14 protein-coding genes are annotated in these 15,284 nt (G+C 66.0%); 7 read left to right on the forward strand and 7 right to left on the reverse strand.

Annotation, left to right across the window (positions count from 1 at the left end; all coding sequences use genetic code 11):
• Positions 1-166 precede the first annotated feature (166 nt).
• Entirely contained in the window at positions 167-1,777 is a 1,611-nt protein-coding gene (locus IB255_RS01795) for an ATP-binding cassette domain-containing protein (protein ID WP_192209738.1), read from the reverse strand.
• 264 nt (positions 1,778-2,041) lie between these two features.
• Here IB255_RS01795 and IB255_RS01800 point away from each other — a divergent pair, with 264 nt between their 5' ends.
• A complete protein-coding gene (locus IB255_RS01800) occupies positions 2,042-2,365 on the forward strand; it encodes a hypothetical protein (RefSeq protein WP_192209739.1) in 324 nt (107 codons plus the stop codon).
• Positions 2,366-2,468: 103 nt separating this feature from the next.
• Here the strand turns inward: IB255_RS01800 and IB255_RS01805 are convergent, their stop codons facing one another.
• Both IB255_RS01805 and IB255_RS01810 read right to left on the reverse strand, forming a co-directional pair.
• On the reverse strand, positions 2,469-3,065 hold the full coding sequence (locus IB255_RS01805; RefSeq protein WP_081520338.1) for a tRNA-uridine aminocarboxypropyltransferase: 597 nt from the start codon (positions 3,063-3,065) through the stop codon (positions 2,469-2,471).
• Positions 3,062-3,958 carry a LysR family transcriptional regulator gene (locus IB255_RS01810; protein WP_024765259.1) on the reverse strand — a complete coding sequence of 299 codons (897 nt, stop codon included), beginning with the start codon at positions 3,956-3,958 and terminating at the stop codon, positions 3,062-3,064. The genes IB255_RS01805 and IB255_RS01810 overlap by 4 nt, the downstream gene beginning before the upstream one ends.
• A 289-nt stretch (positions 3,959-4,247) precedes the next feature.
• On the opposite strand from IB255_RS01810, the gene speB reads away from it, so the two are divergent.
• The 6 genes from speB (at position 4,248) to IB255_RS01840 (ending at position 11,338) form a co-directional block, all read left to right on the forward strand.
• Positions 4,248-5,207, forward strand: coding sequence for an agmatinase (speB, locus tag IB255_RS01815; RefSeq protein WP_081520337.1), 960 nt, complete (start codon positions 4,248-4,250; stop codon positions 5,205-5,207).
• Positions 5,208-5,223: 16 nt separating this feature from the next.
• Positions 5,224-5,634 (forward strand): YybH family protein, encoded by a 411-nt coding sequence (locus tag IB255_RS01820; protein ID WP_081520336.1) that lies wholly within the window; start codon positions 5,224-5,226, stop codon positions 5,632-5,634.
• A gap of 25 nt (positions 5,635-5,659) precedes the next feature.
• Positions 5,660-7,174, forward strand: a complete 1,515-nt coding sequence (locus IB255_RS01825; RefSeq protein WP_081520335.1) for a purine-cytosine permease family protein — start codon at positions 5,660-5,662, stop codon at positions 7,172-7,174.
• Between the two features lie 132 nt (positions 7,175-7,306).
• A complete protein-coding gene (locus tag IB255_RS01830; RefSeq protein WP_081520334.1) occupies positions 7,307-8,686 on the forward strand; it encodes a sodium:solute symporter in 1,380 nt (459 codons plus the stop codon).
• Between the two features lie 90 nt (positions 8,687-8,776).
• On the forward strand, positions 8,777-10,378 hold the full coding sequence (locus IB255_RS01835) for a 5-guanidino-2-oxopentanoate decarboxylase (protein ID WP_192209740.1): 1,602 nt from the start codon (positions 8,777-8,779) through the stop codon (positions 10,376-10,378).
• A 234-nt stretch (positions 10,379-10,612) separates the two neighbouring features.
• Complete coding sequence (locus tag IB255_RS01840) at positions 10,613-11,338, forward strand: MBL fold metallo-hydrolase (RefSeq protein WP_081520332.1); 726 nt, start codon at positions 10,613-10,615, stop codon at positions 11,336-11,338.
• Positions 11,339-11,413: 75 nt separating this feature from the next.
• Here the strand turns inward: IB255_RS01840 and IB255_RS30895 are convergent, their stop codons facing one another.
• The 4 genes from IB255_RS30895 to IB255_RS01855 all read right to left on the reverse strand — a co-directional run bounded on the left by IB255_RS30895 (position 11,414) and on the right by IB255_RS01855 (position 15,043).
• Positions 11,414-11,548 (reverse strand): PA1414 family protein, encoded by a 135-nt coding sequence (locus IB255_RS30895; protein WP_263866012.1) that lies wholly within the window; start codon positions 11,546-11,548, stop codon positions 11,414-11,416.
• Between the two features lie 175 nt (positions 11,549-11,723).
• Positions 11,724-12,662, reverse strand: a complete 939-nt coding sequence (locus IB255_RS01845; RefSeq protein WP_081520331.1) for a DMT family transporter — start codon at positions 12,660-12,662, stop codon at positions 11,724-11,726.
• 155 nt (positions 12,663-12,817) lie between these two features.
• Positions 12,818-13,915 carry an extracellular solute-binding protein gene (locus IB255_RS01850; protein WP_081520354.1) on the reverse strand — a complete coding sequence of 366 codons (1,098 nt, stop codon included), beginning with the start codon at positions 13,913-13,915 and terminating at the stop codon, positions 12,818-12,820.
• 87 nt (positions 13,916-14,002) lie between these two features.
• Entirely contained in the window at positions 14,003-15,043 is a 1,041-nt protein-coding gene (locus tag IB255_RS01855) for a histone deacetylase family protein (protein ID WP_081520330.1), read from the reverse strand.
• Positions 15,044-15,284: the final 241 nt, after the last annotated feature.

A 15,284-nucleotide genomic window follows, 5' to 3' on the forward strand; every position in this document is an offset into this window, starting at 1 on the left:
ATTCAGCAGATCACAAAGGGATAGCGCGCCACGCAAGGTAACGGCCGTTGGAGCGTCGGCAGCATGAATGCCCGCTTCGCGAATCAACGCCTGGGCGGAACACGGCAGAGGCAGCCGGAAAGAGAGGGAGGTCGATCCTACCCAGCTCTTCCCGGCCGGTAAAGCCTCAGCCGACCAGCCAGCGCCAACCGTCCTCCGCACATTCCAGCCGCGCCTCCAGCTCCAGCCGGGCAAGCAATGCCTCGTCGTGCGACACCACCAGCAGCGCGCCGCGGTATTGCCGCAGCAGGTTTTCCAGCGCTTCGCGCGATGGCAGGTCGAGGTGGTTGTCCGGCTCATCCAGGAGCAGCAGCTGCGCCGGATGCTCGGCATAGAGCTCGCAGGCCAGCGCCGCCTTCAGCCGCTCACCGCCGCTGAGCAGGCCACTGGGCAGCTCGACCCGTGCCGCCGGCAATCCCAGTTGCGCCAGCCGGGTGCGCAACACCGAAGGGTCCGCCACGCGATTGCGCTCCTGCAGCAGGTCCAGTACCGAGCGCTCGGGCGAGAGCGCGGCCAGATGCTGATCCAGATAGGCACTGCGCACCCTCACTTCGCACGAGCCCGCCGCAGGGTCGAGCACGCCCGCGAGCACCTTGAGCAGGGTCGACTTGCCGCTGCCGTTGCGCCCGCTGACCGCTACGCGGCGCGGGCCGCTCAACTGCAAGTCCAGTGGCGCGGCATTGCCGAACGGCAGGCGCAGTGCCTCCAGCAGCAACACGCCACGGGACTCGGGCAGCTCGCAGTCCGGTGCGTTCAGGACCACCATGGCGTCTTCGCGCAACTGCCCGAAAGCCTCGTGAACGTCCCGCGCCAGCCGCTCCCGACGCTCTTCCTGTTGTGTGGCCAGACGCGCAATGCTGGTCTGGCTGCGCTCCTTCTGCCGGTCGACGAGGATCTTCGCCTGGTTGGCTTGCTTCGCCTCCTTGCGCCCCTTCGCCTGCCGGTGTTCCTGGCGCTCGCGCTGTTCCTGCATGGCGTGGTGCTGGCGATCGCGCTCCAGCTTGCGCCGCTGCAACTCGCGCTGGGCGCTGTCCTGCTCCTGCTGGCGTACCTCGCGGTAGAAGGCATGGCCGCCGGAATAACTGCGCAGGCCCGAGGGCGACAACTCGACGATGCGCTGCATGTCGTCCAGCAGCAGAGGATCATGGCTGATCAGGATCAGGCCGCCGCGCCAGCGTTGCAGTTGCTCACGCAGGGCCTCGCGGCCGGCGCGGTCGAGGTGATTGCTCGGCTCGTCGAGGAGCAGCCAGTCCGCCCCGCTGAGCCACGCGCCAAGCAGCGCCACCCGCGTGCATTCGCCGCCGCTGAGACGCGAGGCGGGCGTGTCCGGCAGCAGATGGGCGAGCCCGGCAGCAGCCAGCTCGGCCTCCAGGCGCGCGCGGACATCCCAGTGGCCGTCGAGACGTTCGAAGTCAGCGGGATCGACTCCACCGGCCTCGACTCGCGTCAGCGCATCCAGCAGGGGTTGCACACCGGCCAGCTCGGCAACGCTGCGGAACGCCTGCGGCTCGATACGCTGCGGCAGGTAATGCACCGGCCCGGACGCCTGGCAGCGGCCAGCGCTGGCAGGCAGCTCGCCGGCCATGATCCGCGCCAGCACGGACTTGCCCACGCCATTGCGCCCGACCAGCGCGGTGCGGCGCTCGTCGAAGGTTTCATTGAGGTCGCTCAGCAGCGGCTCGCCGCTGGGCAATTGGAAAGAGACGCCTTGCAGCGCCAGGGTGAACGGGCTCGTCATGCGCAATACCAGATTGATGCCGGAAATCCCCCGGGAACGGGCCAGGGAAGGAAACGGGCCGTGAAACCACGGCGGCATCAATTGCGCATCGGACGAACACCTCGCGAAGGGGAATGAGGGGCGCAGTATAACGGCGGTGCTGGCACGGGGATGCCCGTCGGGCAGAAATCGATGCGCGGACGACCTTTCCAGACTCCCTCGAGAGCGGTGACACTGCACTCCCCGCCAACGCGGCCCCAGCAACACTCCACAAGGAAGTCCCCCATGTCCCGTCTCACCTCAGTGGCCGACCTCTTCCACGAAGAACCCATCCAGTGGGGCCTGCGCGGCGACCCGTACCTGTGGCGGGAAATGGCCGAGCACCTCGCCGCCACGCCCTGGCCGGCCAGCGAGACGGAGCTGACGCAGCTGCTCACGCGGCTTTTCGAGCAACTGGCCGGCATCGGCCTGGATCATCCCAGCCACGTGCACCTGCCGCGACATGCCCACGGCGGCATGTCCAGCGGGATGGTCAGCAGCACTTTCTGGCGCGAGCGAGCCATTCCCCTGCTGGTGGAGCGCTACCGCACCTTGTCCCCGCAAGCGTAGGTATCCACAGGACAATCACGACGCAGGATGGTGTGGAGCGCAGCGATACCCATCGATTCCGCGCGCGGACCGCAGGGCATCCACCGGCCCGTCCAGCGGATCGCTATGAGCTACGCGGCCCGTGGTTGCGCAAGAAGGTTTCCTCCCCCATCGCCGCGATCTGCCCTTCGATCAGTGCATCGAACGGACGCAGCAGGTCCGCGTGGGACTGCGGCGCATCCAGCGCATCAAGTGCATGGACTACCGCCTCGATGGTTGACAGCGCACCCTCGGCCGGCGCCTTGCGCAGGCGGTAACGCGAGGTCAGCCCTTCCGGCAGCACGACTCTCGGCAGCGCCGCGAGATTCGGGTTGAGGTGCAGCAGCTTGCGCGCCTTGCGCCAGGTGCCGTCGGGCACCACCAGCAGGCGTGGTTTATCCACAGGCTGCGCGGCCAGCTCGGCCAGCGCCACGGCGGATTCACCGGGGAACAGCAGCCAGGCATCCCAGGCGGACAGATCGAGGCCACTGAAATCCTCGCCGACCCGCAGCTCTGCATTGGCCAGGCCCAGCGCTGCCAGGCGCGCGGTGTTCAACGCATGCCCAACCTCGCTCGGGTGCTGCAGCAGCAGCACGCGGGTGCGGTTGTCCAGGTGCGGGATCAGCGCGCACAGGCAGTGGTTCAGTGGGCGCTCGCAGCGCGGGCAGCGGGCGCGGCTCATGACTGGCTCGGCTGGGTGCGCAGCAGGTCGCGGAAGTTCTGGATCAGTGGCTCGCGGGAGCGGCCACGGCGCAGGATCAGCGAGAACGGAGCCTGGTAGCCAAAGGTCGCCGGCAGCAGCGCGCGCAGGCGCCCCTGCTCCACCCAGGGGTGTGCGTAGTGCTCGGGCAGGTAGCCGATGTAGCCGCCGGAGAGGATCAGGATCAGCTGCGCCTCCATACTCTCCACAGTGCCGGCGCTGTGCTTGAAGCCATGCCGCGCCAGCTCCGCCTGGCTCCAGTAGCCACGGCCGACCATGCGCTGCTGGGTGATCAGCTCGGCGGGGATGCGCCGACCGTCGAACAGCGGGTGGCGGTCGCTGCAGTACAGCCAGTGCTGCTCTCTATATAAAGGCTGGTAGACCAGGCCGTTCATCCGGCTGAAGAACGAGCCGATGGCCAGGTCGAGACGGTTGTCCAGTACCGCCAGTTGCAGCTCGTACGGGCTCTGTACCTGCAGATGCAGGTGCACCGCCGGGTGCAGGCTGCTGAAGGAGCCGATCACATCGGCCAGCGGCAGCGCCGGGTCGCTCACGGTGGAATCCAGCACGCCGAGGTTCAGGGTGCCGCGCAGCTCGCCCTTGAGCGTCGCCGCGTAGCGCTCGAAGCCTTCCAGCTCGCCGAGGATGCGCAGGGTTTCCTGGTGGAACAGCTCGCCCTTGCTGGTCAGCCCGAAGCCGCCCCGGCCACGGTGGCAGAGCACGATGCCCAGCTGGTTCTCCAGCTGGCTCATGTAGGTGCTGATTGCCGAGGTCGACAGGTTCAGCTCCTGCTGGGCGGCGGCGAAGCCCTGGCTGCGCACCACGCAGGCGAAAATCCGCAGCAGTTTGACGTCGGGCAGTGCGCTCGCGCTCATGAAGACTCCGCAAAACCGCGGCCGGGCCGCTCTAGTTCAGTACTTTCTGTACCTGAAAAACAGATGATAGCAAGCCAGCTATCTATTCAGGAACCGCAGGCCACAAGCCCGGGGGGCCGTCTACTGCGGCAAGGTGGCGCAGTCTAGCGACCGCCATTAGTTTAGAAAACTCTGAAGTGATTATTTGTAGCCAGCGATTTTTTTCACTACCGCCCGTGACCAGAATCGGCCCTGACGTATTCAACAAGCCTGTTTCCAAGAAGACAGCGATCAGCCTGAGGCCCTCCCCATGGACAAGAAACTTCACCAGCCCCTGGGCGGTAACGAAATGCCGCGTTTCGGCGGCATCGCCACCATGATGCGCCTGCCGCATATCCAGTCCCCCGAAGAGCTCAACGAGCTGGACGCCGCCTTCGTCGGCGTACCCCTGGACATCGGCACCTCCCTGCGCTCCGGTACTCGTTTCGGGCCGCGCGAAATCCGCGCCGAGTCGGTGATGATCCGTCCGTACAACATGGCCACCGGCGCCGCGCCGTTCGACTCGCTGAACATCGCCGACATCGGTGACGTGGCGATCAACACCTTCAACCTGATGGAAGCGGTGCGCATCATCGAGGAGTCCTACGACAAGATCCTCGACCACGGCATCCTGCCCCTGACCCTGGGCGGCGACCACACCATCACCCTGCCGATCCTGCGTGCCATCCACAAGAAGCACGGCAAGGTCGGCCTGGTTCACATCGACGCCCACGCCGATGTGAACGACCACATGTTCGGCGAGAAGATCGCCCACGGCACCACCTTCCGCCGCGCGGTGGAAGAAGGCCTGCTGGACTGCGACCGCGTGGTGCAGATCGGCCTGCGTGCGCAGGGCTACACCGCCGAAGACTTCAACTGGAGCCGCAAGCAGGGCTTCCGCGTGGTGCAGGCCGAAGAGTGCTGGCACAAGTCGCTGGAACCGCTGATGGCCGAAGTCCGCGAGAAAGTCGGCGGCGGCCCGGTCTACCTGTCCTTCGATATCGACGGCATCGACCCGGCCTGGGCGCCCGGTACCGGCACCCCGGAAATCGGCGGCCTGACCACCATCCAGGCGATCGAGATCGTCCGTGGCTGCCAGGGCCTGGACATCATCGGCTGCGACCTGGTCGAGGTCTCCCCGCCCTACGACACCACCGGCAACACCTCGTTGCTCGGCGCCAACCTGCTGTACGAAATGCTCTGCATCCTCCCGGGCGTAGAGCGCCGCTGAGCGCACGAGCACACACATGAATAACGACGCCTGCGTAGCACAGGTGCTGGAGGCTGCCCGCGTTCTCGTGGCAGCCTTCGCGCGCACCGACACCGAAGCCTACTTCGCCGCCTTCAGCGAAGACGCCAGTTTCATCTTCCACACCTGGCCGCAGCCGCTGCTCTCGCGCGCGGCTTACCGCGAGGTGTGGGAAAGCTGGCTGCGTGACGATGGTTTCGAGGTCCTTGACTGCCTTTCGAGCAACACCTTTGTGAGCCTGCAGGGCGAAGACGTGGCCGTGTTCTGCCACGACGTCGCCACGCGGCTGCGCATCCAGGGAGAGGAAAGCCTGAACCACGAACGGGAGACCATCATCTTCCGCCGTGATCCGAAACAGGGCCGCTGGCTGGCCACACACGAGCACCTGTCACCGTCTCCGACGCCATAAAGACAGGGCTCCCCGGGAGGAAGTCATGGATAACAAGAACAAAGCACACGCAATCACAACGATCGAGACATTCGGGGTCGAACAGATCCCGGATAGCGAACGCAACGCCACGCCCACCGACCTGTTCCGCATGATCTTCGGTGGCGCCAACACCTTCGCCACCGCCGTGCTCGGCAGCTTCCCGGTGCTCTTCGGGCTGTCGTTCCAGGCCGGCGTCTGGGCCATCGTCCTCGGCGTGCTGGTCGGTTCGATCATCCTCGCGCCCATGGGCCTGTTCGGCCCGCTCAACGGCACCAACAACGCGGTCTCCTCGGGCGCCCACTTCGGCGTGCACGGGCGGATCGTCGGCTCGTTCCTGTCGCTGCTCACCGCCGTGGCCTTCTTCTCCCTCTCCGTATGGAGCTCGGGCGATGCGCTGATCGGCGGCGCCAAGCGCCTGTTCGACCTGCCGGAAACCGACCTGACCCTGGGCCTGGCCTACGGCCTGTTCGCCGTGCTGGTGCTGATCGTCTGCATCTACGGCTTCCGCTTCATGCTGATGGTCAACAAGATCGCCGTGTGGGCCGCGAGCCTGCTGTTCCTGCTCGGCCTGTTCGCCTTCGCAGGTCCCTTCGACGCTGGCTACGCCGGCACCGTGCAGATGGGCAGCGAAGGTTTCTGGGCCGCCTTCATCGGCGCCGCCCTGCTGGCCATGAGCAACCCGGTATCCTTCGGCGCGTTCCTCGGTGACTGGGCCCGTTACATCCCGCGCCAGACCTCGCAGAAGCGCATCATGCTGGCGGTGATCTGCGCCCAGCTGGCGACCCTGATCCCGTTCCTGTTCGGCCTGGCCACCGCCACCATCGTTGCGGTCAACGCGCCGGACTACATCGCGCAGAACAACTACGTCGGCGGCCTGCTGGCCGTTTCGCCGAGCTGGTTCTTCCTGCCGGTGTGCCTGATCGCGGTGATCGGCGGCATGTCCACCGGCACCACCTCGCTGTATGGCACCGGCCTGGACATGTCCAGCGTGTTCCCGCGCCTGCTCAACCGCGTGCAGGCCACTCTGCTGATCGGCCTGCTGTCCATCGCCTTCATCTTCATCGGTCGCTTCGCCGCGAACCTGGTGCAGAGCGTGTCCACCTTCGCCGTGCTGATCATCACCTGTACCAGCCCCTGGATGGTGATCATGATCCTCGGCCTGGTGATCCGCCGTGGCTTCTACCACGCCGATGACCTGCAGGTGTTCACCCGTGGCCAGGAAGGCGGCGCCTACTGGTTCCACAACGGCTGGAACTGGCGTGGCATGGGTGCGTGGATCCCGAGCGCGGTCATGGGCCTGTGCTTCGTCAACCTGCCGGGCCAGTTCGTCGGCCCGCTGGGCAACCTGGCCGGCGGTATCGACATCAGCCTGCCGGTGACCCTCGGCATGGCCGCCCTGCTCTACGTCGCCCTGCTGCGCACCTTCCCCGAACCCGCTGGCGTCTATGGCCCAAAGGGCCCGCGCTGGGTCGGCAGCCATGACCGCCCGGTGCGCAGCATCAGCGAGCCGACGGCCTGATCCAGGCTTCGTGGCCTGACGCGAAACGCTCTACCTGAAAGCCCCCATCGGACCGGTTGCCGCCGGTCCGATGCCCTACCGCACGCCACAAGCGCGCGGCAACAATGACAATGCAAGTGTGAGGAGCCGACCATGGCGTTAGATCTGATCGTCGTACTGATATATGCCGCTGGCATGTTGTGGCTGGGCTGGTACGGCATGCGCCGCGCCAAGACCCACGAAGACTACCTCGTGGCCGGCCGCAACCTCGGCCCGGCGTTCTACATGGGCACCATGGCCGCTACCGTACTGGGCGGCGCCTCCACCGTGGGCACCGTGCGCCTGGGCTACGTCCATGGCATCTCCGGCTTCTGGCTGTGCGCCGCCCTGGGCGCCGGCATCATCGCGCTGAACCTGTTCCTCGCCAAACCGCTGCTCAAGCTGCGCATCTTCACCGTCACCCAGGTCCTGGAGCGTCGCTACAACCCGATGGCTCGCCAGGCGTCGGCGGTGATCATGTTCGCCTACGCACTGATGATCGGCGTGGTCTCCACCCTGGCCATCGGCACCGTGATGCAGGTCCTGTTCGGCCTGCCGTTCTGGGTGTCCGTGCTGCTCGGCGGCGGCGTCGTGGTGATCTACTCCACCATCGGCGGCATGTGGTCGCTGACCCTCACCGACATCGTGCAGTTCATCATCAAGACCGTCGGCCTGATGTTCATCCTGCTGCCGATCTGCCTGTACCGCGTGGGCGGTTGGGACGAGCTGGTGGCCAAGCTGCCGGCGACTGCCTTCAGCTTCCACACCATCGGCTACGACACGATCATCACCTACTTCCTGATCTACTTCTTCGGCATCCTGATCGGCCAGGACATCTGGCAGCGCGTGTTCACCGCCCGCGACGACAAGGTCACCAAGTACGCCGGCACCGCCGCTGGCGTGTACTGCGTGATCTACGGCCTGGTCGGCGCGCTGATCGGCATGTGCGCCAAGGTCCTGCTGCCTGACCTGGACAACGTCAACAACGCCTTCGCCGCCATCGTCAGCGCCGCCCTGCCGGACGGTATCCGTGGCCTGGTGATCGCCGCAGCCCTGGCCGCGATGATGTCCACCGCCAGCGCCGGCCTGCTCGCCGCTTCCACCACCATCACCGAAGACCTGCTGCCGATCTTCACCGGCCAGCGTTCCACCCGCCTGAGCCTGAACCGCATCTGCACCCTGCTCACCGGTATCGTGGTACTGGGCATCGCCCTGGTGGTGAACGACGTGCTCAACGCCCTGACCCTGGCGTACAACCTGCTGGTGGGCGGCATGCTGATCCCGCTGATCGGTGCGATCTACTGGAAGCGCGCCACCACCGCCGGCGCCATCACCAGCATGGCCCTGGGCTTCATCACCGCCCTGGTGTTCATGTTCAAGGATGGCCTCGACGCCAACACCCCGATCTACTACAGCCTGGCCATCGGCCTGGTCAGCTTCATCGTCGTCAGCCTGCTATCGCCCCGCCCGGCGCCGGTAGCCGACGCGGCCTGATAAGCACTTGCGCTAGGCAAGAGGGCGCGGCGAGCTGATCTCCGCGCCCTTTTGCATGATGACCTCACCCACGAATAGTAAGGAACTGCCATGACCACCTGCGGCGAATTCCTCGTCAAGCAACTCGAAGCCTGGGGCGTCGATACCGTCTTCGGTATCCCCGGCGTTCACACCGTCGAGCTGTACCGCGGCCTGCCCCATAGCGGCATCCGCCACATCACCCCGCGCCACGAACAGGGCGCCGGCTTCATGGCCGACGGCTACGCGCGCGTCACCGGCAAGCCGGGCACCTGCTTCATCATCACCGGCCCGGGCATGACCAACATCCTCACCGCCATGGGCCAGGCCTACGCCGACTCTATCCCCATGCTGGTGATCTCGAGCGTCAACGAGCGCGCGCGCCTGGCCCACGGCAACGGCTACCTGCACGAGCTGCCGAACCAGCGCGCCATGGTTGCCGGCGTCAGCGCCTTCAGCCACACCCTGATGAGCGTCGACGAGCTGCCCGCCGTGCTGGCCCGCGCCTTCGCCGTATTCGACAGCGAGCGCCCGCGCCCGGTACACATCGAGCTGCCGCAGGACATCATCACCGCCCCGGCCGACCACATGCAGGTGCTGCCGCGTGTGCAACTGGCGCGCCCGGCTCCGGCACGCTCGCCGCTGCACGAGGCCGCCGCCAAGCTGGCCAAGGCACAGAAGCCGCTGCTGCTGCTCGGTGGCGGCTGCGTCGCCGCCCAGGCCGAAGCCCGCGCACTGGCTATAGCCCTGGACGCGCCGACCGCGCAGACCATCAACGCCAAGGGCCTGCTGCAGCCGGACCACCCGCTGCTGATCGGCAGCAACCAGTCGCTGATTCCGGTCCGTGAACTGGCGCTGGAGGCCGACGTGGTGCTGGCTATCGGCACCGAGCTGGGCGAGACCGACTACGACGTGGTGTTCGACGGCAACTTCAAGATCGGCGGCGAGCTGATCCGCATCGACATCGACCCGCAGCAGCTGATGCGCAACTTCGCGCCGCAGATCGCCATCCAGGCCGACGCCCGCACCGCCATGCGCGCCCTGCTGGAACTGCTGCCGGCCCGCGAGGCCGACACCGCCAGCCCCGGCGCCCAGCGCGCGGCCAAGGTGCGCGCGCAACTGGCCGAGGACTTCAGCGGCTGGGCGCACTACCGCACCCTGTTCGACAAGATCCTCGAAGTGCTGCCCGACGCGCGCTTCGTCGGCGACTCGACCCAGACCGTCTACAGCGGCAACCACCTGGTGGAACTGGACGGCGGCCGCCGCTGGTTCAACGCCTCCACCGGCTACGGCACCCTGGGCTACGGCCTGCCGGCCGCCATCGGCGCCAAGCTCGGCGAGCCGGGCCGCCCGGTGATCAGCCTGATGGGCGACGGTGGCCTGCAGTTCACCATGACCGAACTGGCCAGCGCCGTGGAAGCGAAGGTGGGCATCGTTGTGCTGCTGTGGAACAACCACGGCTACGGCGAGATCAAGCGCTACATGGAACGCCGCGACATCACCCCGCTGGGCGTGGACATCTACACCCCGGACTTCCTCGCCATCGCCAGGGGCTTCGGCTGCGCCGCCGAGCGCGCCCGCGACCACGACCACCTGCAGGAGCTGCTGCGCACCGCGCCGAGCGATCGCCCGCTGATCGTGGAAGTGATGGAAGCGGCGCCCTTCGCGCCCTGAGCGTAAGTCCACGCAGGCGGGGCGGGTTATCCACAACCCGCCCCGCCGCCCTGCCCTCTCCCAGAGGGAGCGGGAAACGCGCGGAGCCGGGTGTCTGGCGCAGCTACCGGCGCCGGCCACTCCCCCCCAGGTTCCGAACGGTTCCCTCTCCCTCTGGGAGAGGTTAGGGTGAATGCACAGTCACCCGCGATCCGCGCGCTGGACGCGTCGCGCATCCCACCCGGAATCCGACTCATGAAGATCGTCACCCGTGACCGCTGGTTCGAGGTCCGTCACTGCTACGACGGCGTCAGCCTGATCCACGAGCCTTACGTCCGCCCCTTCTATCGCTGCAACATGTGGCACATCCAGGGACGCGAGCGCGACGTGCTGGTGGACAGTGGCTCCGGCCTGGTCAGCCTGCGCGAACAACTGCCCTGGCTCACCGACCGCCCGCTGCTGGCCGTGGCCAGCCACACCCACTTCGACCACATCGCCGGCCACCACGAGTTCGACGAGCGCCTGGTGCACCCGGCCGAAGCGGACATCCTGGCCAGCCCCGACGGCGAACGCACCCTGGCCACCGCCTTCGTCGACGACGAGATGTTCGACGCGCACCCGGACTGCCCGCTGTGCTACGCCGAATACCGCGTCAAGGCCGCACCGGCGACCCGCACCATCGAGGAAGGCGACGTGCTCGACCTTGGTGACCGCACACTGCAGGTGCTGCACACCCCCGGGCACTCGCCGGGCGGCATCAGCCTATGGGAGGAGAAGACGCAGACGCTGTTCTCCGGCGACATCATCTACGACGGCCCGCTCATCGAGGACGCCTACCACTCCAACCTCGACGACTACGCCGCGAGCCTGGCGCGCCTGCGCGAGCTGCCGGTGCGTACCGTGCATGGCGGGCACTTCGACAGCTTCTCCGGGGAGCGGCTGAAGGTGATGATCGACGACTGGTTCAACGCCCACGAATAACGGGCCATCCGAGAAGAGCCAAAACAAAAAACCCGCCAGCTGGCGGGTTTTCCTTTTGCGATGGGCGGGGCGCGATCAGTAGCGCCGGCGCTGCTCCATCAGGCGACGTTGCTCGTCGCGGCGGACAGGGATGGGTTGCAGACGTGGAGGCTCGATCAGGCCGAGCGCGACACCGAGTTTCCACGCAATGCTTTGCAGCCAGACTTTCATGGAATGCCTCCTTGTACGAATTCAGGTCGGGCGGCCCGTTACCACCATGGGCCGCCCTAGGAAGAATAGCCCGGCGTCCCACTCTCCGCCCGTGCCACTCACTCCTTGCAACAAAGACTATCGTCTTCCCCCGCCGCAGCGCCTGACCTGAATCAAGAGCACGACATTTCCCAACTCAGCGGCGAAGCATCCGGCGAATCCACTGCTCGCTGCTTACCAGCGTGATTCCCGCCAGTACCAGCACGGCGCCCGCGATGAAATTCAGGGTCAGCGGCTCGCCAAGAATCAGCACGCCGAAAGCGATGCCGAACATCGGCGTCATGAAGGAAAACACCGCCAGGTTCGACGCCAGGTAGCGGCGCAGCAGCCAGAACCAGGTGAAGTAGCTGAAGAACGACACCACCAGCCCTTGGAACAGCACACTACCCACGCCGATGGCGGTGAAGCTGACGTCATGGGTCTTGCCCAGCGCCAGTGCGGCGAAAGGCAGCAGCAGTGCGGCTATCAGCAACTGGTAGAACAGCGTCAGGATCGGTTTGGCCTCGGACAGCCGCGTGGTGCGCACCGCCACCGTGGTCATGCCCCAGGCGAACCCGGCAAGTACGCCGAAGGCATCGCCCAGCAGCATGCGGCTGTCCAGGTTGGCGAAGTCGAAGCCACCGCCGAAGCACATCGCGATGCCGCCGAAGCACACGCCGATCCCCAGCCATTGCAGCGGCCGCAGACGCTCGCTGGGCAGCAGGAAATGCAGCGCCAGCGCCGAGAAGATCGGCGCCGTGTAGATGAACACCGCCATGTGCGAGGCCGACGTATAGACCAGCCCCTGGGCGATGAAGAAGAACTCGGCGGCGAACAGCACCCCGGCCAGCAGCCCGCCCTTGAGCGTGCCCTGGCGCAGGAAGCCGTCCCAGCCGCCGCGCCAGCACATGATCAGGCCCACCGCCACGGCAGCCACCAGGTTGCGCCCGAAGGCCTGCATGATCGGCGCGATGTCCGGCGCGGCCAGTTTCACCATCACTGCCTGGATACCCCAGATCACGCACAGGCCAGTCATGACCTGGATGGCGAAGGCGTCGGCGCCCTTGCGTTCGACGATATTGGCTTGGGAGTTCATGGCAAGGCTCGGCAGCAAGAGGCACGGCAATTGAAGAAAAGCGGGAAGCCAAAAGGACGATCGGCGGACTTCCTCGAAGAAAGTCCGCCGATCATGCCAGTTCGCGCCAGCCGGCCGCCAACGGAAATCCGCTGTTCAGGAAGCTGCAGACGACATTATTTCCCGGATTTCACCTGGGTCCAGGTACGGGTGCGGATGCGCTCCAGTTTCGGCGGCAGCATTTCCACCGAGAACAGCTTGGCCTGCACGTCCGCCGGCGGGTAGACGTTGGGGTTGTCGTGCAGCTCCCTGGAGATCAGTCCGTCCGCCGCCTGGTTGGGGTTGGCGTAGGCCACGTAGTCGGAGATCGGCGCGACCACTTCCGGGCGCAGCAGGTAGTTGAGGAAGGCGTGGGCCTGCTCGACGTTCTTCGAATCCTTCGGAATCGCCAGCACGTCGAACCAGGCGGCGGCGCCTTCCTTGGGAATGCGGTACTCGATGTGGATGCCGTTGCCGGCTTCCTTGGCGCGATTGGCCGCCTGCATCGCGCCGCCGGACCAGGCCAGGGCCACGCAGACGTCGCCGTTGGCGAGGTCAGTGACGAACTTCGAGGAACTGAAGTAGGTGATGTTCGGGCGCAGCTTCGCCAGCAGTGCCTCGGCCTTCTTGTAGTCGTCCGGGTTGTGGCTGTTGGGCGACAGGCCCAGGTAATGCAGGACCTGCGGGATCACCTCGGTGGGCGAGTCGAGGAAGGCCACGCCACAGGATTTCAGCTTGGCGAGGTTTTCCGGTTTGAACACCAGGTCCCAGGAGTCCAGCGGCGCGTTGTCGCCGAGCACGGCCTTGACCTTGTCGACGTTGTAGGCGATGCCGTTGGTGCCCCACATGTAGGGCATCACGTACTGGTTGCCCGGGTCCTTGCTCTCCAGCACCTTGAGCAGTGCGGGATTGAGATTCTTCCAGTTCGGCAGCTTGCTCTTGTCCAGTGGCTGGAACACGCCGGCCTTGAGGTAGTTGGGGAGGAAGCTGTCGCTGGGCACGACCACGTCATAGCCCGAATGCCCGGAAAGCAGCTTGGCTTCCAGCACTTCGTTGCTGTCGTAGACGTCGTATTGCGGCTTGATGCCGGTCTCGCCCTGGAAACCCTTGAGGGTGTCCGGGCCGATGTAGTCGAACCAGTTGTAGATGCGCACTTCCGGTGCAGCGCTGGCGGCGCTGGCCGTGACGAGGGTGGCGGCGGCGAGCAGGCCGCGCAGCGCGGTATTCTTGTTCATGTCCTTCCCCAGCAGGATGCGCTCGCGCAAAAGGTTGCGAGCAATGAAAAGCAAACGGGCGGATTCTCATCCGCCCGATTCGTCTTATCAGCGTGCAGCGCCTTCGTAGCCCTGCAGCACGTTCACCGCGTTGACGCCGATGGCCTCCACCGCGTAACCGCCTTCCATGATGAACAGGGTCGGAATACCCAGTGCGGCGATGCGCTCGCCCATCTTCAGGTAGTCCGGGCTGTCCAGCTTGAACTCGGAAATCGGGTCGTCCTTATACGTATCCACGCCCAGCGATACAACCACCGCGTCAGGCGCGTAGTCCGCGATCTTCCGGCAAGCGTCTTCCAGCGCGGCGAACCAGCCGTCCCAGCCGGTGCCATGGGGCAGCGGGTAGTTGTGGTTGTAGCCCTCTCCGGCGCCTTCGCCGTGCTCGTTGGCGTGACCGAGGAAGTACGGATACTCCACCAGCGGGTCGCCGTGGATCGAGGCGAACAGCACGTCGTTGCGGCGGTAGAAGATGTCCTGGGTGCCGTTGCCGTGGTGGTAATCCACGTCGAGGATGGCCACGCGCTTGGCGCCCTGGTCGAGGAACGCCTGGCTGACGATGGCGGCGTTGTTCAGGAAGCAGTAGCCGCCCATGAAGTCGCTGCCGGCGTGGTGGCCCGGCGGACGGCACAGGGCGAAGGCGGTGCTGGCGCCCTGGCGCATGTGGTCCTGGGCGGTCAGCGCGACCTGGGCCGAGCTGTACACGGCCTGCCAGGTGCCGGCGGTGATCGGTGCCTCGGTGTCGAAGCTGTAGTGGCCCACTTCGCCCATCAGCGCAGTCGGGATCGGACCGTCGCGCAGCAGGCGGCGCCCCGGGAAGGTGGTGGAGACCAGGTCGCCAGTGTGGCCTTCGGCCGCCCAGCGGGCCCAGGCGCCCTTGAGGAATTCGACGTAGCGGGTGTTGTGCGCGCGCAGGATCGGCTCCATGCCGAAGTCCTTGGGCTCGATGATTTCGCCCAGGTTCTGCGACTTCACGCGGGCCAGCACGGTGTCCGCGCGGCTGGGCATCTCGAAGCAGGGCTGGAGTTTGCCGTCGACCAGTTCGGACTGGCCGAAATGCAGGCGGTGATCATCGCTGTACACGGTAAGCATGGGAGTACCCTCTGAAGGATTCTTGTTGTCCGGTGACGGAATTCTGCCCAGCGACCGTCTCGCGCAGAACAGCGGAAGCGGCCAAAAGGGGATCGATGTGGCCAGAATTTATGACCCTTAACCATCTGCATGCAGTGATTATCCGCTTTGGCCCGGCAAAGACCCACCGCAGCGGCGCTATGCTCAGGGAATTGTCCGGGGGCTGAACCGGTCGAACATCATCAAGCGTTTTGACCACAGG

Origin of the sequence: Pseudomonas sp. PDM22, assembly GCF_014851965.1 — a bacterium.
GTDB lineage: Bacteria > Pseudomonadota > Gammaproteobacteria > Pseudomonadales > Pseudomonadaceae > Pseudomonas.